Genomic DNA, 17,387 nt, shown 5'->3' on the forward strand with positions numbered 1-17,387 from the left:
CATGATTAACTACAGACTCCATTAATAAATTGTACAGCATCATTATCCCTAACCTTAACTCTAATTCTAATCACATCATCGCCATCGCTCAGCATAATACGTCCATTCACGAATCCCTGCTTATCCAACCTAATGAATATGTTTCCTGAGGTGTCTACCCTGCGATCAATTGTCTTTAGTAGATAGTCCCTATTCACTAGGGATGAACATATTGCCCTTAGTACAGTAATTACTAATTCCTCATCCTTAATAGACGAGAACACTCTATATATTGGGTTACCATAATGACCAACCAATACCTCAATAATTATTGGTGCATTACCTGTTAGCAACCTCGCCAGGGCATTAGTAACCTTATCTAGATCCTCCGTAGCATGTAGAATAACCTCAACATCTAATTGAAGAGTATTAGTGACCATAAGTTATACTTACCGTGACTGAGTTGACTGTGATTGATCAGCGCCCTTTCTCCTTAATCTCTCAATTAATTTTCTTTGCCTCTCCCTTAGTCTCCTTCTCCTGCGTCCCTCATCATCCTCCTTCCCAACCAGCCATGTAAAGCTTGGATCCTTCCTTATGGCCGGGTGACTTGGATCTACCAGTATAACCTCGTACCATGCATAGGCACCATCCTCACCGACCCAGTATGAACCGAGGACTTCCATGTTTGGGTACTTCCTGGCAGCCCTCTCCTCGGCAATTAACTGAAGACCCTTATCTGTGGTTATTCCATAAACACCCATCCTCTTAGGTCTCCTTCCACTATTCGGCCTTCTCCTGTTAAATGGACCCCTCCTGAGCCTGACCCTAACAACTATTATTCCCTGCTTAGCCTTATAGCCATACTGCCTAGCCTTATTAATCCTAGTGGGCTTTTCAATCCTAACAATGGATGGCTCCCTACGCCACTCTATCAACCTCTGCTTCATTACCACATCCCAAACCCAGCTATCCTTAGCCCCAGCCCAAGCCTCAGCCAAATAGTGGTAAAGCCCCTTCGCCATCAAGACCAGGTTGTGTGTGGGTATTAAAAACATTATGCTAACCAAGCACGTTCTCGCAGGGTATCCTCAAATCAAGGGCTAAATCCCTCAGGGCATCACCCTCAATACCACTCTCCTTAAGTGACATCTCTCTAAGCGCCACTGAGAGCAATACCGCAGCATCCATATTCTGATATGCATTGACCAGCCTCATTAACTCATTAAACAAGTCCCTCAACTTCACTATTAAGTAACCACCAAATAGCACGTATTCGTTGCTCATGCCGTATAACTCACCTATTAATTGCCTACCCCTATCCGTGACCCTGACCATTAACCTATTGTTTATCGTTCTTAACTCGATCAATCCCTCACTAACAAGATCACTCAAGTCACTCAATATGGACTTACTGTTTATTGGCGGTTGCTCGAACACATATCTAACAATATGCGATGCCAAGTAAGTTATCAACAACAATCTATATAAGCTTATTGATGAACCCCTCGAGTACCAAGTCATAAATAACAACGCATACTTACTAGGAAGCGCCTTGAACCTTCCACGCCCAATACTAACCTCCGGAAGCATCACTGACCCAACAACCATGTTGTGTATATAACACTAATGGCATAAGCCAACGCAATTGTAGTCCTCATAGGATGCCCAGTCAATGGCCCAAGCCTAACCTCATACAACGCCCTACTCCTTAGTCCTAGGCTAACGTCATCATACTCATTACCCAGTATCAAGCCAATCCTCAACCCCTTACTAAACGTTTCCCTACTCACCTCAATCAATTTCCTCTCATTATGACTGGCATGCATTGATAGCACAATGGGTACATCAACATCACTCAACGCCTCATCAACACTCACAACCCTAACCCTAGGCATAGACCCAAGTCTCAAGGCCTTCAATGCCCTATCAATGAGCAATGGATTAGTTATCAACCTAACCTCAATACCCAATGCATGACTTAATTGAATTAGGTCCATTGCTTCGTAAACCTCCCTAGGGCCCTCAACAATGCTGACCACACGATTCATCCAATCACTCGGTATTGCCTCCCTCCTTTTACGGAATAAATCCCTCGTTGAGTGGGCCACAACAAAGGAGTCCTCCCTAACCTCAACATACACTATATAATCAGGGTCCTCCAAATCAACCCTTGCATATTGAGCAAGGTACTCACCAAGTTTCTTAGCAAGCTCAATACTGGTCATGGAGTACTTCTTATCCATCCTCCTGACTACGACCTTGAAAGCACCATCCCTATTATTAATGAGACTCAGCAACACCTCCTTAGCTACCGTGAATAGCGTATTCAAATCCCTACTAATTATCTGGTCCACCATTGATACATGAGCAACATAATCGAGATCCCTAATAACAGTTAATATGTTTGGACTACAATTACTTAAGTCAATAATGCATTTGCCACGACCCCATTCGACGATCTGGCCGCAGTTAATCCTCGCCAGTAGGTCATATGGTTTTATACTCCTTGCATAAGGTTCAAGCGTTATTAGGGCTTTCATTTTTACCTACGGTTTGAGCTAGGGAGCTATAGATTTAAAAGAATGTGCATCGTACTCGCTATGGTTCTGTAAGTAGTGACGCCACTACAGTCTTTATATCATTTATTACATCGCTTAGGAAAACATGCTCGTCAGGCGCATGGGCTGTTTCCTTGGAAGTCATCCAGACGGCCACGGGTATGCCCCTAGCCCTTAAGTAACGTGCATACGTGCCGCCACCAATACCCAGTAGCTTCGGCTCTAGGCCCCTCACTATCCTTATTGCCTTGGACAGTCTCTTGATGATTTCGCTATCCGCGCTGGTTGGTTGCACGGGGTCCTCCCTACTAACAACCTCTACATCGACCTTGCAACCATGTTTATCGCAATAATTATTTGCAGTATCCCTAATAACCTTGAGGACCTCATCAATGCCGTACTTAGGTAATATCCTACAGTCAATGTAGAACACGTGTCTGCCGGGTATTGTGTTTACGTTACCTACATTGGGCTCCACCTTGGTTGGTTCAAAGGTTGACCTTGGCGGTATGAACAATGGATCTTCGTAATTAAAGACCTCGTGTAACTTCCTATCTATTTCAAGTGTTAATTCACTACCTAGCCTATATGCATTAAGTCCAAGTTCAGGGAGAGACGCATGCGCTTGCTTACCGTACACGGTTATCCTTACCCAGAGTATTCCTTTCTCGGCAATCTCTATCATTGTACCATCAGCATTACCGGCATCTGGTACAACAACCAAGTCCCTACCCGTTATCAAGTTAGGTTCCCTATTAATTATGTATTGAATGCCATGCTTACTACCAACCTCCTCGTCACTCGCCAGTATAAGTCCATAGTTAATGGGTGGCCTAATACCGAGCTCCCTAAGCACCTTGCCAACTGTTATTCCCATTACTATTCCCTGCCCATCATCCTCAACACCCCTACCATAGATCGTATCACCAACTACCGTGGCCTTGAACGGATCGTAACTCCACAGCGACCTGTCGCCCTCAGGCACAGTATCCATATGCGCAATAACCCAGTAGGTCCTTGATGCGTCGAGCCCTTTTATTAGGGCTATGACGTTCGGCCTTGAACCCCTGCTAACCCTATTATCAGGGGCCTCCATCACCCTAACCTCATCGAAGTACCTCTTGGCAACACCCAATAGGTAATTAGCTCTGTCCCACTCGCCATCACCACCGTTCTCAGGGGCCAGGGCTTTTATTGGTATAAAGCCCCTGTATAGTTCAATTGCAAAATCCCTCTGTCCATCAACATATTTAAGTACATCGCCTAGGTCTATCTTTGATCTCACGAATAATACACCTCCATAATTGATTATTTAGTTTTACGCTGAGCCTATAGCGTAATTATTTTACATTACTATCTGGAACAATGCTTAAAATAGAACTGCTATCGGTACTTAATGATTATTGAATGAGCAGGATCAAGTCATTAGTAATGACGTATCGGGATCACGACCTAAGCACATTGGCTAAGGCCTATTTCACAAACGAGGAATTGGCAAAGCTGTATAAATCATATGATTCACTTGTTGCATTGGAGACCTGCAATAGGATTGAGCTTTACCTGGATGGTGATGAAGACGAGGGTGGTTTAATTGAGTTAATTTATGAGAAGGCTGGGATTAAGCCTAGGCTACTTTATGACCTGGATGCAGTTAAGCACCTATTACTTGTTACGGCGGGCTTGGACTCAATGTTCCTGGGGGAGAGGGAGATCCTGTCCCAGGTCAAGAGGGCCTATGCCATGAGTAAGCCATCACCAAGGCTGAGAATACTCTTTGAATCGGCTATTAGGTTTGGAGAGAGCTTTAGGCGTAGGCATGACCTTAATGAGGTATCTTTCGTGAAGTTCTTATCGGATTACATAATGGGGAGTATTAGTAGGGATAGTAATGTGCTTATTGTTGGTGGTGGTGAGGTTGCGAGGGGTGTGGTTAGGGAGCTCCTTAGGAATGGCTATAGGAATATAACGATCATAAATAGGACTACTGATAAGCTCAAGTATGAATTCAAGGATTCAGTGAGGTTATTGGGCCTTGAGGCGTTAATAAATGAATTAATAAGCAATAAATATGACGCATTGGTGGTGGCAGTATCGGTACAGTCACCATTGATTACAATCAATGAACTTACGAACCACTCACCACCAAAACTAATGATTGATGTTTCAACACCAAGTGCCATTAATGTCCAGGGTAATGGACATGTCAGGGTTATTAAGCTAGAGGATTTGAGGGAGCCATACCTCGAGTATGTGAATGGTAGGAGTAAGGTAATGAATGAGTTACTGGAGATTGATAATGAAGCTGAGAGGATAATGAGACTTATCATGCGTAGTGATGCCGATGAGATTATTAGAAGCGTCATGAGGTTCATTGAGGAAATTAGGGAGGAGGAAGTCAGTGAGGCATTGAGAGTATTAAGGGGCGGTGAGAGTGTTGAGACCGTGATAGATGACATGAGTAGGTCCCTGGTTAAGAAGATCATGCATAATTACCTGGAGAACATGAGGAAATTTGCGGAGGCTGGTGAGGAAGATATGGTAAGGAGATTAAGGGATTATTTAATGGAGGTATTGAGGAGCAATGAGAATTAAACCTACCTAAGGGCCTTGGCCGAGTCCTCAACCTGCCTAAGTGTCTCCTCAATAATGCCATTGGTGTGACTTGAACTTGTGAACATAGCCTCAAATTGACTGGGCGCTATGAAGACACCGCGCTTAAGCAACTCCTCATGAAGCCTGAGGTATAGCTTGGTATTTGATTTGCTCGCCGTCTCGTGATCAACAACCTCACCCTTAGTGAAAAATACCTGGAGCATTGTTGGTGCCCAATTAACCACGTGATCAATGTCCAACCTACTGAATATATCGTTAAATCCCTCCGCCAACCTGCGCGATGTATTTATGGCATTTTCATAGGCATTTGTCGTCTCAAGAACCTCTATCGTGGCTAACCCAGCAACCATGGATATCGGGTGACCGTTAAAGGTACCAGCGTTAAAGACAGGGCCCCTTGGTGATAGCAGATCCATTATCTCATCACGGGCACCCACAGCACCCACTGGGAACCCTCCGCCAATTATTTTGCCCAATGTCGTAATATCGGCACTAACGCCGTAATACCTCTGGGCACCACCAAGCCCGATCCTATAACCAGTGACCACCTCATCAAGTATGAGTAAGGCGCCATACCTATCCGCGATCTCCCTGAGACCCCTTAGGAAGCCGTCCTTAGGTGGTATTACGCCGTAATTCGCCATGATGGGCTCGACGATTATTGCCGCCACATCATTGCCCTCACTCCTCATTACCCTCTCCACACTGTCCAAGTCATTATACCTAGCCACAAGCGTTAATTTAGCCACATCCTCAGGGACACCGGCCGATAATGGAACCCCGAAATGCGCTGCGGCACTGCCTGCCTTAACAAGGACATAATCCACAGCACCGTGGTAACAACCCTCGAACTTCAGTATCTTTTTACGCTTTGTATAACCGCGGGCGAGCCTAATGGCCGTTGATACGGCCTCACCACCACTATTAACGAACCTAATCCTCCTAATACTTGGGAAGTGATCCGCTATCTTCTTAGCTAGCAGTACCTCAATCTCGGTTGGCACCCCATAAAGCCAACCCCTGCTTACATAATCCATTACACGCCTAGTAACGGGCTCAGGGGCATGACCAAGAATTAGCGGCCCATAGCCAAGTACATAGTCTATTAATCGATTACCATCCACGGTAAAGAGATATGGACCTTTACCCTCCCTTACAAAAAATGGATAAGGCTTAATTGCAGCCCTAACTGGACTATTTACCCCACCAACAAGGACCCTCTGCGCCTCCTCATACAATCTCCTGGATTCACTCATTAATTATCCGAGGTTGTTTACCCCATTAAGTTTTACTTTGGATCGTAATGCTTTAAAGAGGATTCGCATTACCGATTCGTAGTATGATTGAGAGGACCCTCGTCATAGTAAAGCCAGACGCTGTTAAAAAGGGATTGATAGGGGAGGTGATCAGTAGGTTCGAGAGAGCCGGCCTAAGGATCATCGCTATGAAAATGATTAGGCTAAGTAAGGAGGAGGCTGCCAAGTTTTATCCAAGCGACGAGAATTGGTTGAGGTCTGTAGGCGGCAAGACACTGAAGTCCTACTCAGAGATTGGGAAGGACCCTAAGATTGACTTAGGCACGGATGACCCAGTGGAGATTGGGAAGATAATTAGGGGTTGGCTTGCTGACTATCTATCAATGGGCCCGATAGTAGTCATGGTACTTGAGGGTAACAGGGCTGTTGAGGTTGTTAGGAAGATAATAGGTTCAACAACGCCATACTCATCGCCGCCAGGCACAATAAGGGGTGACTACTCAGTGGACAGCCCAGACCTGGCGAACATAGAGAAGAGAGCATTATTCAACTTGGTTCACGCAAGCGATAGCCCTAGGGAGGCCGAGAGGGAGATTAAATTCTTCTTCCGTGAGAATGAATTCATCAACTACTCATAAAACCCAAACCTTATCAAGCATTAAAACCAAGTCAAACCAGGTCAATAAGTTACGGACTATTAACTACGTGTAAGGAACCAAGTGAGTATCTGATTCAGTAGTTCGAATCACTTTCCTAAATAGCCGGAGTTTACGGTCTTCTCATTTCACAGGCTTCTTATTTGTATTACGGACTTTATGTCTTCGTGACCCCAGTTATACGCGTATTCATACTCGTCTAGCGTGACCTCCTTAGTTATCAACTTCCTGACCCAACCACCAAACTCAAGCTTAGCCTTGACTAAGTCTGAGACGCCCATTTCAAAGGCCCTTATACTTGCGTTGGTCGCGCCAATGATTAGTTTATTCCTTCTCCAATCATCCAGTAACGGCCCCATATTGACTGTTTTGCTGTCTAGGTATATTCCCAATAACACGGCTACGCCGTCAACCCCTAAATGCCTTAATGCATCGTATGCGGCGCTTGTTGAGCCCGTGGCCTCAATGACTATGTCAAAGTCACCATTCACTTGGTCAACATTTGTATTCACATACGTGGCGCCTATCTCCCTAGTGAGCTTTGCCTTTAGGCTATCATAAGGCCTTGTGGCGGTTACCGTTATGTCAGTGAAACCCCTGAGCCTCATAACCATTAACGCCAACATGCCGATGGGACCTGCACCCATTATCAAAACCCTCCTTGGACTCCAGGACTCAAACCTTGCTTGTCCAAGTTTTATTGCTAGGTCAATGCCTTTCTCGACGATGCTTAGGGGTTCGGTGAGTACGGCGACGTCTATGGCCTCCTTAGGCACCCTAACCAGGTACTTGGCATCCGTTACAGCGAATTCGGCGGCGAACCCATGGAGGTACCATATACCATGTTCTGTGTATGTACCCCTTGGGCAGTAATCCAGTTCACCTATTGGTAGAGTGCATGTTGTTGGTCTCCTTACTGTTGGTATGACAATGTCGCCAACACTCACATTATCAACACCATCACCAAGCTCCACAACCTCAGCAACAGCCTCATGACCAAGAATTAGGTGCTCTTCACCAGGTGGCGGTGCTCCGTATCTGCCTTCAATGATATCCTTATCCGTGCCGCAAACACCTACCTCAATTGGACTTAGTAATACCTGACCGCGCTTTGGTGATGGCTTTGGCATGTCCCTTAATGCCAATGAGTCCTTAACTAATGGTACGACTGTAACAGCCTTCATCAGATGAACATGGAGGTGCACTCCTTAATAAATCAGTAATGTGTAGTCGTTTAATCAATAATTGTTTCTAAAACTGAACTTAAGAATTATGGTGGGTTTAATCACTATATAATCTATGTATGTATACAAAAGAAACACATATTAATGCGGCACTCAGTTCATGCTGTATGTCACAACTATTAAAGGAACTAATGGATAAGTTGGTAAGGAAGGGCTTGGTCATTATTGATTTAACCCATGAGTTATACAATGGAATGCCCACTTACCCAGGTGACCCACCCTTTAACCATGAGTACGTAAAGGTTGGTAAGAATTACGGTGAAGCCACGTTGTCAAAAATCTCAGCGGGACTGCACAGTGGCACTCACATTGACTTGCCACGTCATTTCGTACCAAACGGAACAACCGCAGAAACACTACCCCTAACTGACTTTATCACGTATGGCATTATACTCGACTTAAGTTACAAGAGACATGGTGAAGCGATCACAGAGGATGACTTAAGGAGGTTCAACGATAAGATCCAGGGCAATTACGCAGTAATGCTTTACACGGGCTTCTCAAAGACCTGGGGCACGGAGGAATTCCTCTATAATTGGCCGTACCTAGATAGGTCCGGAGCCGATTACCTGGTTAAGAGGGGCATTAAGGCCGTTGGGATTGAGGCATTGAGCATAGCTGGTTGGCCAGGTAAGGAGGGTTATCCATACCCACCCAGGGTTCCCAGGGATGATGTTACCTACGTCCACTATAAGCTACTATCAAACGGCATATACATAATAGAGGGCGTTGCCAACCTAGACGTTGCATTAAATACCTGTAGGGATGGCGAGGGATTATTCATATTCACACCCCTTAAGATTAAGGGCGCCGAGGGTTCGCCATTACGATTAATAATGCTTTGTGAACCCAGGTAAGTAAGGACTCAGCCAATGTCCCTTGGATCCCTCGGTAGGTCTATACCGAAAGCTTCCCTTAGCAATTTACGTAATATCCTATACGTCATACCCCATATTGTCACATCCCCCATTATTATTGCCGGCCTTGGAAAACCTTTTATCATAACGTTTAATTTAACGTAATTCGTAACATCACTAATATACAGCCAAAAAACCTTTGATAGTTCTGTTTCGTTTATGGTTAATTTAGGATTACAGTCCTTCAATGAAAAAATCACTGGGACAACGTTGATGTTGGGCGCATTGCTTGGTGAGATTGGATCCAGGACCCCCAGTAATTCAGCATCCTTTGTAAGGTCAAGCCCCACCTCCTCCCTGGCCTCCCTTATAGCTGTCTCCACCAGATCCCTGTCTTTCCTTGGATTAAACCTTCCACCAGGAAATGCAGCATCCCCACTCCAGGGATCGCTTGGGTTCTCCGTTCTCTTTCCTATGAGAACAGCATTTAGGCAGGGATTGTATATCACAGCCACTGCTGCCCATGAATGCTCATTATCAGGACTCGGCCTGTCACTCTTCGTAATACTCCTTAGTTGCGCTACAGCGTATCCCTCCATATTAATATAAAGGATACCCAGGTTTAAGCTAATAAATACTATTCGCCATGACCTCATAACAGGGATTTAGGTCTGTTCGGTATTTGTTCTTCCTTCATACTTGGGCTTTATTGCCTATCGTGAGAGATTGTTTTGGCGCGACTTGGGTAACCATAATGTCTCCATTTACCGTGAACCCATGAACCCTCACCCTTTAGGGCGTGAAGGAGGTCAGTTATGCATTATGCCCAAGTCTAGAAACATACCTAGATATTTTGTTAATATACTCCTTGGGGAATTACGAAGATAATTAAACATGCATTAAAGGCGAAAAACTATAGCAGGGCTTGCAAAGGCCTAACTGAGAGGACCTCAGGGTTTGCAAGGTAAAGTGGTCTCTTTCCCATTAATACGTTGATTAAATTCCTAACAGTGACCTCTGCCATTCTCTCCCTTGTTTCGTAAGTCGCAGAACCAATGTGTGGAACAAGGACGACATTATCGAACTTTGTCAATTCATGGTTGCTCGGTAGGGGTTCCTCCTCGAATACATCTAATGCAGCACCAGCTATCCAACCCTCCCTGAGCGCCTTAACTAGGGCCTTTGTATCCACTATGTCGCCCCTGGCCACGTTTACTAAGTAGGCGCTCTTCTTCATCAGCCTTAGCCTCTCCTCATTTATTAGATGCCTAGTTTCTGGGGATGCGGCTATCGTCACCATAACATAATCAGCCTCATTAAGTACTGACTCCAGGGGCCTATATTCAATACCAAGTGCAAACTCTATCTGTGGTTTCCTCGTCCTTGACCAATAAATAACCTTCATATTAAACGCCCTTGCCCTCCGGGCCAATGCAGCACCGATATTTCCCAATCCTATTATGCCCATTGTGGTTCCATGAACATCATTGCCAAGGAGCCAACCCCACTTATCATGTATCTCGCCTGCCCTGATCATTCTATCCCCAAGCACTATCTTCCTAGCCAGTGCTATCAATAGTCCCATTGCCAGGTCAGCCACAGCCTCAACAAGGACCTCTGGGGTGTGTGTTACGTATATTCCCCTCTCTGTGGCTGCCTTAACGTCTATATGATCAATGCCGACACTGTACGTACTAATAACGAATAATTTACTTGCCTCATTAATTAATGACCTACCTATTGTATCACCTAGGGTTACAATAGCCCCAACACAATTCCTAAACATTTCAACCCAAACCTCCCTTGGCGGTGACGCTTGCTTACTCCACATGGGCCCCGTCTCCTTCCACATCCTAATCTCTATTGGTAATTTATTAAGTTCTGCATATATTATTGAGGGCAGGTTACTCCTGCTGATGAAAACGCAGGGACCGACCATCGCCATTTCAATCATGTAACAGCTTATAATGTTTTTCAGCGCATATAGTTAGTATTAAATAGTTAGTGAACCTAATTATTGATTGTTAATGGTCACAATTAGAGACGTATTGAACAAGCTTAAGTGGACAAATCAAATCAATAACTACATAGTGGTTTATGTGTCTAGGGGATCGCCGAATAATGAGGAAGTTGTTGAGTTATCGAGAGTGATTATGATTAGTAAGGATGGCTTTACATACATAAGTAATAGGGGTAGGGAGACGTACATACCGTATCACAGGGTAATAGAGATTAGGCATAGAGATGGCACGGTGATATTCCATAGAAACGTACCTCATTGACTCAAGGCGATACTGAATCAAACAGGGCTTTTATTAATGAACCTCTTAATGAGTAATTGATGTTTATGTACCAACTCCTCATTGGCATTCAATACATTGACCAAGTAGTCTATTTCCACGGGATTCAATAACCCTGGAACAACAAGGACATGCGGCGTATCACCAATACTAGGTACATTACCTATTGTTGATACGTCAATACGCTGATCATCCCAGCCAACCCTGGCTGCGTATATAACCATCAATTCATCATTTATGACGCCAAGGCCACCCACTCTCTCCATCTCCCTGAGTACGTTAATTGCATCAGGGGCGCTCATGAAGTCACCATTATCCCTAATATCAAGTAGTAATATTGTATGAAGACCACGCCTTACATTGTCACTCAGCACCTCATAGGCCCTCATACTAAGTACGCCCATTCTTGGGTACGTCACTGTGACCACAGGCCCCAGTTTATATGGCGACAGACCAAGTTGACTAAGCAATGCGCAGACTATGCTCACGGAACTCACGACCCTGACATTAAAACCATGTTTTCTGGCAATCACAGCAATGGCGGCATGCGTCGTGGCTATCATAGGGTCCCCAATCACGAGTAATGCCGTATTCCGCCCATTGTTTAACTCACGAATAAGCACCTCGCCGTTGTTATCCTCAAGCTCCTCCCGCGAAACAAAATCCACATCATTCCTGATACCCCTTATGTATTCCATAAACCCTATTGGTGCCTTTGATGTGTAGGTTTCCATAAAGACGGCGTCTACAGTCTTCAAAACCTCCAGGGCCTCCCTTGTGATGCTCCTAGGACCCAGACCTAGTCCGACTATGTATAGTGTTGGTCTCTGTGAATCCACGTTAAGCTTTATCGATTGAAAAACTTAAAAGCATATTAATTCCATATGCATGGATGTCTTCTCGCGTTAAAATACCTGAGGATGGAGAACCGATAACTGCACAGGGTGGGGTTTGGAAGGTGCCTAATAAGCCAATAATACTTTACATAGAGGGCGATGGGATTGGGCCTGAGATAACTAATGTGGCCATTAAGGTCATTGATAAAGCCGTGGAGAGAGCATATGGCAGTTCAAGGGAGATTAAATGGGTCAAGGTCTATGCGGGTGAGGAGGCTGAGAGGGTTTATGGTAATAGGTTTCCTGAGGAGACCATAAACCTGATCACGAAGTACAGGGTCGTACTTAAGGGACCTCTGGAGACCCCGATTGGCGGTGGTTGGAGGTCAATAAACGTAGCCATTAGGATGCTCCTGGATGCATACGCCAATGTCAGACCCGTTAAGTACATGCCTGGCCTTGAATCACCACTCAAGCACCCTGAGAGGGTTGATATGGTGATTGTTAGGGAGAACACTGATGACTTGTACAGGGGTATTGAGTGGAGTTGGGACAGCCCAGAGGCTGCCAAGTTAAGGAAGTTCCTTAGGGAGGAGCTTAAGGTGGAGCTTGAGGATGATACCGGAATAGGCATCAAGCCAATTAGTAAGTACAAGACCCAGAGGATAACCAGGTTCGCGCTTAGGTTCGCAGTTGAGAATAAGAGGAGGTCCGTAACGATAATGCATAAGGGCAATATCATGAAGTACACAGAGGGTGCCTTCAGGGAGTGGGCCTACGAGGTGGCGCTTAAGGAGTTTAGGGATTACATAGTTACTGAGGAGGAGGTGAATAAGCAGTATGGTGGTAAGGCACCATCGGGCAAGATACTTGTTAATGATAGGATAGCTGATAACATGTTCCAGCAGATAATAACGAGGCCAGAGAGTTACGACGTGATACTGGCGCCGAACTTAAACGGTGACTACATTAGTGACGCTGCTGGTGCCCTCATAGGCGATATTGGCGTGCTTGGTGGCGCAAATGTAGGTGATTCGGGCGGCATGTTTGAGGCCGTCCATGGCACTGCGCCTAAATACGCAGGTAAGAATGTTGCTAACCCAACAGGTATAATTAGGGGCGGTGAATTAATGCTTAGGTTCATGGGTTGGAGGGAGGCTGCCAACTTAATCGACAAGGCAATAACCGAGGCCATTAACCAGAAGAAGGTCACGCAGGACCTTGCAAGGTTCATGGGAGTTCAACCACTAGGCACTAGGGAATTCGGCAATGCACTAATGGAGATAATTGATCAACTAAAATGAACCTAGTGGAGGTATTACCTAAGTAAAAATGCTATTGCCTCTCATTCATTGACTTAATGACTGTTAACCTCTCCCTCTTCATAGGTCTTGGATTTACATACTCACTGAGCGCATTCATCATAAGCTCCAGGTCGCTTGGATCAAGATCCTTAAGTATCGGCCTATGACTTCTGTAATTAATAATGTCACTTGGATCAACCTCCACGGACTTCACGTCCTCCTCGTAGTACTTGGCTTTAATGAGCACATTACCCAGTGGATTAACGACGTGGCTACCTCCGAAGAAGCCGAGTCCGTCGTACTGCCCAACCGTATTCACATACACGGTGTATGCGACGTTCTCGAGTGCCCTGGCCACCATGAATGTCTCAAAGTGAATCCTAGACATGTCGGGCGCAGCGCTTATGTATACATGTACCTCCGCGCCCTTTAGCATCATTGTCCTCGAGACCTCCGGGTAGAAGGCATCATAGCATATTGCAATGCCGACCTTATGGCCATTAATGTCTATGACCGGTATGTCGCCCTTACCGATCCCGAAATACCTATACTCATCAAAAATTCCGTAGGATGGCAAATGTCTCTTCCTATACACTGCCAATACCCCGTCAGGGCCTATGGCCACCGCCGTATTGTAAAGAACATGGGTATTCTCACTCCTCTCTGCGAAGCCCACAATAACGTGGCAATTCCTTCTGCTTGCCTCCATCAAAAGCCTACTAATCGTCCTACCACCTATTGGTTCTGCTATTTGAAAGATCAAGTCCTTAGACATGTAGCCGGGTAGGTAGAGCTCAGGTGCCACGATCAAGTCTGCTCCATCACCAACACAGAGCCTTTCCATGGCCTTGATCAACCTGTTTAGGTTGTACTCCACATCACCAATTTTACTACCGTACTGGAGTAGGTGTATCCTAAGCATTAGTTACTGGTTATGCCCGGGATTAAAAATACAAACCCCATTTAAAATGCGTAAGCGTTTTTAAACCGCAGTTACTAGTATTCACGTGCCTAGGATAACACTTGATAACGTGATACGCATTGACTATGAATACGCTGCACGAAGAATAACAGACTTCATAAGGACTTACGTAAATGATTCAGGGACCACAGGGGCTGTTATTGGCCTAAGCGGTGGTGTTGATTCCAGCGTAACCGCATACCTATTGGTCAGGGCGTTGGGACGTGACAACGTAGTTGGCCTAATACTACCGTATAAAACAACACCGCCCGAGGACATTAGGGATGCCAAGTATATCGCCGAGACCCTAGGGATTAAGTATTACTATATTGACATTAGCAATGTTAGAAACGCCTTTGCGGAAGCAATTCCTGAGTTTGATGAAGGAAATAAGGTTGCTACGGGTAATCTCCTGCCCAGGATTAGGATGACAATTCTTTACTACTTCGCCAATAAGCTCAACAAGGTAGTGGCAGGTACTGGAGATAAAAGCGAGCTTTTGATTGGTTACTTCACGAAGTACGGCGATGGAGGCGTTGACATACTACCAATAGGCGACCTATACAAGACCCAGGTTAGGTACCTGGGTAAGTACCTTGGCCTGCTGGATAGTATTGCATTTAAGCCATCAAGCCCAAGGCTTTGGGATGGACAAACTGCGGAGGGCGAGCTTGGGGTTAAGTACGAGGATGTGGACGTCATACTACACGCATTGGTTGATTATAGGATGAACATTGAACAAGCCGTTGAGGCCACGGGTAAGCCCCTTGAGTTGGTCCAAGCCGTATGGCGCAGGGTAATAAATACTGAGCATAAGAGAAGGAGCCCTGTGGTGCCCAGGGTATCCATGAGGACCCTCGGTCTAGACTGGAGGATGCCCATAAATAGGACTGGTCTGAGCGAATTCATGGAATAAAATATTAAGAGGACCAGTAGTTGACTTAATTTAAAATGAACCAGCCTCTTTGGCACATCATTGAGGACCCTGCATACATCATGAATTTATACGCTGGTATCGTTATACTGCTAATGCTAATTGGCGCTGTGACCGTCTATATCCTAACGCAATCAATAATTGATGCGGCGCTTGTATCATTACCACCGATATTCATAGCCCTGATAATGATCGCCGCTAAGAGGATCGCCAAGAAAAACGAAGTAATTATATACATGGATCGCGTAATTGCTGTAAGGGATTCCAAAAGAATTGAACTGCCCATAAACCAATTATCCAGCATAAGGATTAGGCCTGTAATTAACACGGTCAGGGTCCTAAATACTCGATTAATACCTGTATCCGTAATACCGAGGTTTAATACCTGGTCGGTCACATTCATGTCGGGGAGAAACGAGGTGATTAAGGTATGGATTAGCGAGAGTGAGCTCGATAGATTAAGGGCGGTCCTTAGGAAATTATGCGTTGAGAGGTTAATATGTATAAATATTGAGAATGCGATGCCCATTTAATGGTCAGGGTAATAAGGGCTGGTCCAGTTGATAATGTCCACATCGAAACTACGTTCTCAGCCGTGTGTCCAATAGATCATAGTATCGATAATTACGTCATTGAGATAGACTATAAACCGTCATGTAACACTGATGGCTGCAATTACCTAGAGCTGAGTAGCCTTAGGGAATGGCTTGATGAGTTTAAAGGTAGGGTTATTTACCATGAGGATGCAATTAACGAGGTAATAAATGTACTAGTGAAGGCATTATCCCCCATAGAGATTACTGTAACATTAACGAGTAATTATAGGGGCATTAAGTATGTGGTTAGGCGTGGAATTAATAAGTAAGATCTCCAATACGTACCCTAATCCTTATCTTACCCAAATTTCCTGATGCGCCCTCAATGAAGTTGGGTTTCCTTAGTGAGTTGGCGTAGATCATGGCCTTCATCAAACCTTCCCTATCCCTAGTCCCTATGTATGGCCATAGATCAACCGCGGGCTCCTTATATAGGCAGGTCTTTAGTCTACCGTCACTTGTTAACCTCATTGTCGTACAGCCTGCGCAGAAGGATGGGTTGTTGTAGTTTTTCACTATCTCGACCTTCACACCATCAACTTCATAAATAGGCCTATTATGAAGATCCTTCCTAGTCCCCAGTAACTTACCGTGCTTATTCAACCAATTAATTACGTCACTTAGATCATCATAATACCTGGCAAACACCGGGAAGCCCTCACCCATGGGCATTAACTCTATTAGCTGAAGGACAAGACCATACTTAGCGGCAAACCTTATCATCATCGGTATCTCATCTGTATTCAATCCCCTTAAAACAACCACATTGATCTTAACCTGCTTAAAACCCAGTCTATTAACATAGTCAATATTCTCGAGAACCTTATCCAATGCATCAACGCCAGTTATGAACCTGTACCTTCCCTTATCCAACGAGTGCAGTGATATATTTAGCCTGCTTAGTCCGTGATTTAGTAGGTCCTCGGCATACACATCCAGGAAATAACCGTTGGTTGTCATCGATAGGTCCTTAGGACCAACCTTATTGATCTCATCGACAACCTTAACAATGTCCCTACGCAATAATGGCTCGCCACCAGTTATCTTAAAATCATCAACTCCGAGGTCCTTCGCAACCAAAGCCACAAAGCCTATGTCCTCTGCGCTTAACTCCCTACTTAGGAACTTACCCTGGCCCTCGAAATGACAAAAGAGACATCGGTAATTACACACACTATTTACCACAATCCTTAGTTTTAACCAGGGTCTTCCGTAATTATCAATCAGCATTTAACACTCGTTATATCGTTACTCATTGCGCTTTTAAAACGGTTATTCCTGGAATTAATT

Annotated in this window: 20 protein-coding genes; 8 read left to right on the plus strand and 12 right to left on the minus strand. The window is 44.9% G+C overall.

What is annotated here, in order from left to right; genetic code table 11:
* Nucleotides 1-5 precede the first annotated feature (5 nt).
* Genes Vsou_RS12955 through Vsou_RS12975 form a run of 5 tightly spaced genes read right to left on the minus strand, consistent with a single transcriptional unit; the run spans nt 6 to nt 3,825 of the window.
* Nucleotides 6-419 carry an RNA-binding domain-containing protein gene (locus Vsou_RS12955; RefSeq protein WP_054844425.1) on the minus strand — a complete coding sequence of 138 codons (414 nt, stop codon included), beginning with the start codon at nt 417-419 and terminating at the stop codon, nt 6-8.
* A 9-nt stretch (nt 420-428) separates the two neighbouring features.
* Entirely contained in the window at nt 429-1,004 is a 576-nt protein-coding gene (locus tag Vsou_RS12960; RefSeq protein WP_188603211.1) for a 50S ribosomal protein L15e, read from the minus strand.
* Nucleotides 1,005-1,041: 37 nt separating this feature from the next.
* Nucleotides 1,042-1,572, minus strand: a complete 531-nt coding sequence (locus Vsou_RS12965) for a hypothetical protein (protein ID WP_188603212.1) — start codon at nt 1,570-1,572, stop codon at nt 1,042-1,044.
* Entirely contained in the window at nt 1,572-2,522 is a 951-nt protein-coding gene (locus tag Vsou_RS12970; protein ID WP_188603213.1) for a THUMP domain-containing protein, read from the minus strand. The genes Vsou_RS12965 and Vsou_RS12970 overlap by 1 nt, the downstream gene beginning before the upstream one ends.
* A gap of 58 nt (nt 2,523-2,580) precedes the next feature.
* Entirely contained in the window at nt 2,581-3,825 is a 1,245-nt protein-coding gene (locus Vsou_RS12975) for a M20 family metallo-hydrolase (RefSeq protein ID WP_188603214.1), read from the minus strand.
* A 122-nt stretch (nt 3,826-3,947) separates the two neighbouring features.
* On the opposite strand from Vsou_RS12975, the gene Vsou_RS12980 reads away from it, so the two are divergent.
* Complete coding sequence (locus Vsou_RS12980) at nt 3,948-5,132, plus strand: NAD(P)-binding domain-containing protein (RefSeq protein WP_188603215.1); 1,185 nt, start codon at nt 3,948-3,950, stop codon at nt 5,130-5,132.
* A gap of 2 nt (nt 5,133-5,134) precedes the next feature.
* Here the strand turns inward: Vsou_RS12980 and hemL are convergent, their stop codons facing one another.
* Nucleotides 5,135-6,409 carry a glutamate-1-semialdehyde 2,1-aminomutase gene (hemL, locus tag Vsou_RS12985; RefSeq protein WP_188603216.1) on the minus strand — a complete coding sequence of 425 codons (1,275 nt, stop codon included), beginning with the start codon at nt 6,407-6,409 and terminating at the stop codon, nt 5,135-5,137.
* Between the two features lie 83 nt (nt 6,410-6,492).
* Between hemL and Vsou_RS12990 the strand changes: the two genes are divergently transcribed.
* Nucleotides 6,493-7,047 (plus strand): nucleoside-diphosphate kinase, encoded by a 555-nt coding sequence (locus tag Vsou_RS12990; protein ID WP_188603217.1) that lies wholly within the window; start codon nt 6,493-6,495, stop codon nt 7,045-7,047.
* 146 nt (nt 7,048-7,193) lie between these two features.
* Here the strand turns inward: Vsou_RS12990 and Vsou_RS12995 are convergent, their stop codons facing one another.
* Nucleotides 7,194-8,249 (minus strand): glucose 1-dehydrogenase, encoded by a 1,056-nt coding sequence (locus tag Vsou_RS12995; RefSeq protein WP_188603218.1) that lies wholly within the window; start codon nt 8,247-8,249, stop codon nt 7,194-7,196.
* 167 nt (nt 8,250-8,416) lie between these two features.
* On the opposite strand from Vsou_RS12995, the gene Vsou_RS13000 reads away from it, so the two are divergent.
* Nucleotides 8,417-9,166 (plus strand): cyclase family protein, encoded by a 750-nt coding sequence (locus tag Vsou_RS13000; RefSeq protein ID WP_188603219.1) that lies wholly within the window; start codon nt 8,417-8,419, stop codon nt 9,164-9,166.
* Nucleotides 9,167-9,174: 8 nt separating this feature from the next.
* Here Vsou_RS13000 and Vsou_RS13005 read toward each other — a convergent pair whose 3' ends face one another.
* Together Vsou_RS13005 and Vsou_RS13010 are read right to left on the minus strand one after the other, a co-directional pair.
* Nucleotides 9,175-9,765 (minus strand): NUDIX hydrolase, encoded by a 591-nt coding sequence (locus tag Vsou_RS13005; RefSeq protein ID WP_188603220.1) that lies wholly within the window; start codon nt 9,763-9,765, stop codon nt 9,175-9,177.
* A 314-nt stretch (nt 9,766-10,079) separates the two neighbouring features.
* On the minus strand, nt 10,080-11,105 hold the full coding sequence (locus Vsou_RS13010) for a 2-hydroxyacid dehydrogenase (protein ID WP_188603221.1): 1,026 nt from the start codon (nt 11,103-11,105) through the stop codon (nt 10,080-10,082).
* An 88-nt stretch (nt 11,106-11,193) separates the two neighbouring features.
* Here Vsou_RS13010 and Vsou_RS13015 point away from each other — a divergent pair, with 88 nt between their 5' ends.
* Nucleotides 11,194-11,448 carry a DUF504 domain-containing protein gene (locus Vsou_RS13015; RefSeq protein ID WP_188603222.1) on the plus strand — a complete coding sequence of 85 codons (255 nt, stop codon included), beginning with the start codon at nt 11,194-11,196 and terminating at the stop codon, nt 11,446-11,448.
* A 17-nt stretch (nt 11,449-11,465) separates the two neighbouring features.
* Here the strand turns inward: Vsou_RS13015 and dph5 are convergent, their stop codons facing one another.
* On the minus strand, nt 11,466-12,305 hold the full coding sequence (gene dph5 / locus Vsou_RS13020) for a diphthine synthase (RefSeq protein ID WP_188603223.1): 840 nt from the start codon (nt 12,303-12,305) through the stop codon (nt 11,466-11,468).
* 53 nt (nt 12,306-12,358) lie between these two features.
* Between dph5 and Vsou_RS13025 the strand changes: the two genes are divergently transcribed.
* Nucleotides 12,359-13,606: an NADP-dependent isocitrate dehydrogenase gene (locus Vsou_RS13025; protein WP_188603224.1), complete on the plus strand. Its 1,248-nt coding sequence runs from the start codon at nt 12,359-12,361 to the stop codon at nt 13,604-13,606.
* Between the two features lie 31 nt (nt 13,607-13,637).
* On the opposite strand, the gene Vsou_RS13030 is transcribed toward Vsou_RS13025, so the two are convergent.
* A complete protein-coding gene (locus Vsou_RS13030) occupies nt 13,638-14,528 on the minus strand; it encodes a carbon-nitrogen hydrolase family protein (protein WP_188603225.1) in 891 nt (296 codons plus the stop codon).
* A gap of 85 nt (nt 14,529-14,613) precedes the next feature.
* Here Vsou_RS13030 and Vsou_RS13035 point away from each other — a divergent pair, with 85 nt between their 5' ends.
* Genes Vsou_RS13035 through Vsou_RS13045 form a run of 3 tightly spaced genes read left to right on the plus strand, consistent with a single transcriptional unit; the run spans nt 14,614 to nt 16,366 of the window.
* A complete protein-coding gene (locus Vsou_RS13035) occupies nt 14,614-15,483 on the plus strand; it encodes an NAD+ synthase (RefSeq protein WP_188603226.1) in 870 nt (289 codons plus the stop codon).
* A 35-nt stretch (nt 15,484-15,518) separates the two neighbouring features.
* Nucleotides 15,519-16,034, plus strand: coding sequence for a hypothetical protein (locus Vsou_RS13040; RefSeq protein WP_054844417.1), 516 nt, complete (start codon nt 15,519-15,521; stop codon nt 16,032-16,034).
* Nucleotides 16,034-16,366, plus strand: a complete 333-nt coding sequence (locus Vsou_RS13045) for a hypothetical protein (protein ID WP_188603227.1) — start codon at nt 16,034-16,036, stop codon at nt 16,364-16,366. Before Vsou_RS13040 ends, Vsou_RS13045 begins: the two co-directional genes overlap by 1 nt.
* Here Vsou_RS13045 and moaA read toward each other — a convergent pair.
* Nucleotides 16,356-17,327, minus strand: a complete 972-nt coding sequence (moaA, locus tag Vsou_RS13050; protein WP_188603228.1) for a GTP 3',8-cyclase MoaA — start codon at nt 17,325-17,327, stop codon at nt 16,356-16,358. The two genes, Vsou_RS13045 and moaA, sit on opposite strands and share 11 nt — an antisense overlap.
* Nucleotides 17,328-17,387: the final 60 nt, after the last annotated feature.

The organism is Vulcanisaeta souniana JCM 11219, assembly GCF_026000775.1.
GTDB lineage: Archaea > Thermoproteota > Thermoprotei > Thermoproteales > Thermocladiaceae > Vulcanisaeta > Vulcanisaeta souniana.

Excerpts from the sequence above, each read along its gene's own strand:
- Vsou_RS13025 (WP_188603224.1), top strand. The coding sequence starts at position 12,359 with ATGTCTTCTCGCGTTAAAATACCTGAGGATGGAGAACCGATAACTGCA.
- Vsou_RS12960 (WP_188603211.1), bottom strand. The coding sequence starts at position 1,004 with ATGGCGAAGGGGCTTTACCACTATTTGGCTGAGGCTTGGGCTGGGGCT.
- Vsou_RS12970 (WP_188603213.1), bottom strand. The coding sequence starts at position 2,522 with ATGAAAGCCCTAATAACGCTTGAACCTTATGCAAGGAGTATAAAACCA.
- Vsou_RS13040 (WP_054844417.1), top strand. The coding sequence starts at position 15,519 with ATGAACCAGCCTCTTTGGCACATCATTGAGGACCCTGCATACATCATG.
- Vsou_RS13000 (WP_188603219.1), top strand. The coding sequence starts at position 8,417 with ATGTCACAACTATTAAAGGAACTAATGGATAAGTTGGTAAGGAAGGGC.
- Vsou_RS12990 (WP_188603217.1), top strand. The coding sequence starts at position 6,493 with ATGATTGAGAGGACCCTCGTCATAGTAAAGCCAGACGCTGTTAAAAAG.
- Vsou_RS12955 (WP_054844425.1), bottom strand. The coding sequence starts at position 419 with ATGGTCACTAATACTCTTCAATTAGATGTTGAGGTTATTCTACATGCT.
- Vsou_RS13005 (WP_188603220.1), bottom strand. The coding sequence starts at position 9,765 with ATGGAGGGATACGCTGTAGCGCAACTAAGGAGTATTACGAAGAGTGAC.
- Vsou_RS12980 (WP_188603215.1), top strand. The coding sequence starts at position 3,948 with ATGAGCAGGATCAAGTCATTAGTAATGACGTATCGGGATCACGACCTA.
- Vsou_RS12965 (WP_188603212.1), bottom strand. The coding sequence starts at position 1,572 with ATGCTTCCGGAGGTTAGTATTGGGCGTGGAAGGTTCAAGGCGCTTCCT.
- Vsou_RS13045 (WP_188603227.1), top strand. The coding sequence starts at position 16,034 with ATGGTCAGGGTAATAAGGGCTGGTCCAGTTGATAATGTCCACATCGAA.
- Vsou_RS13030 (WP_188603225.1), bottom strand. The coding sequence starts at position 14,528 with ATGCTTAGGATACACCTACTCCAGTACGGTAGTAAAATTGGTGATGTG.
- moaA (WP_188603228.1), bottom strand. The coding sequence starts at position 17,327 with ATGCTGATTGATAATTACGGAAGACCCTGGTTAAAACTAAGGATTGTG.
- Vsou_RS13015 (WP_188603222.1), top strand. The coding sequence starts at position 11,194 with ATGGTCACAATTAGAGACGTATTGAACAAGCTTAAGTGGACAAATCAA.
- Vsou_RS12995 (WP_188603218.1), bottom strand. The coding sequence starts at position 8,249 with ATGAAGGCTGTTACAGTCGTACCATTAGTTAAGGACTCATTGGCATTA.
- hemL (WP_188603216.1), bottom strand. The coding sequence starts at position 6,409 with ATGAGTGAATCCAGGAGATTGTATGAGGAGGCGCAGAGGGTCCTTGTT.
- Vsou_RS13010 (WP_188603221.1), bottom strand. The coding sequence starts at position 11,105 with ATGGTCGGTCCCTGCGTTTTCATCAGCAGGAGTAACCTGCCCTCAATA.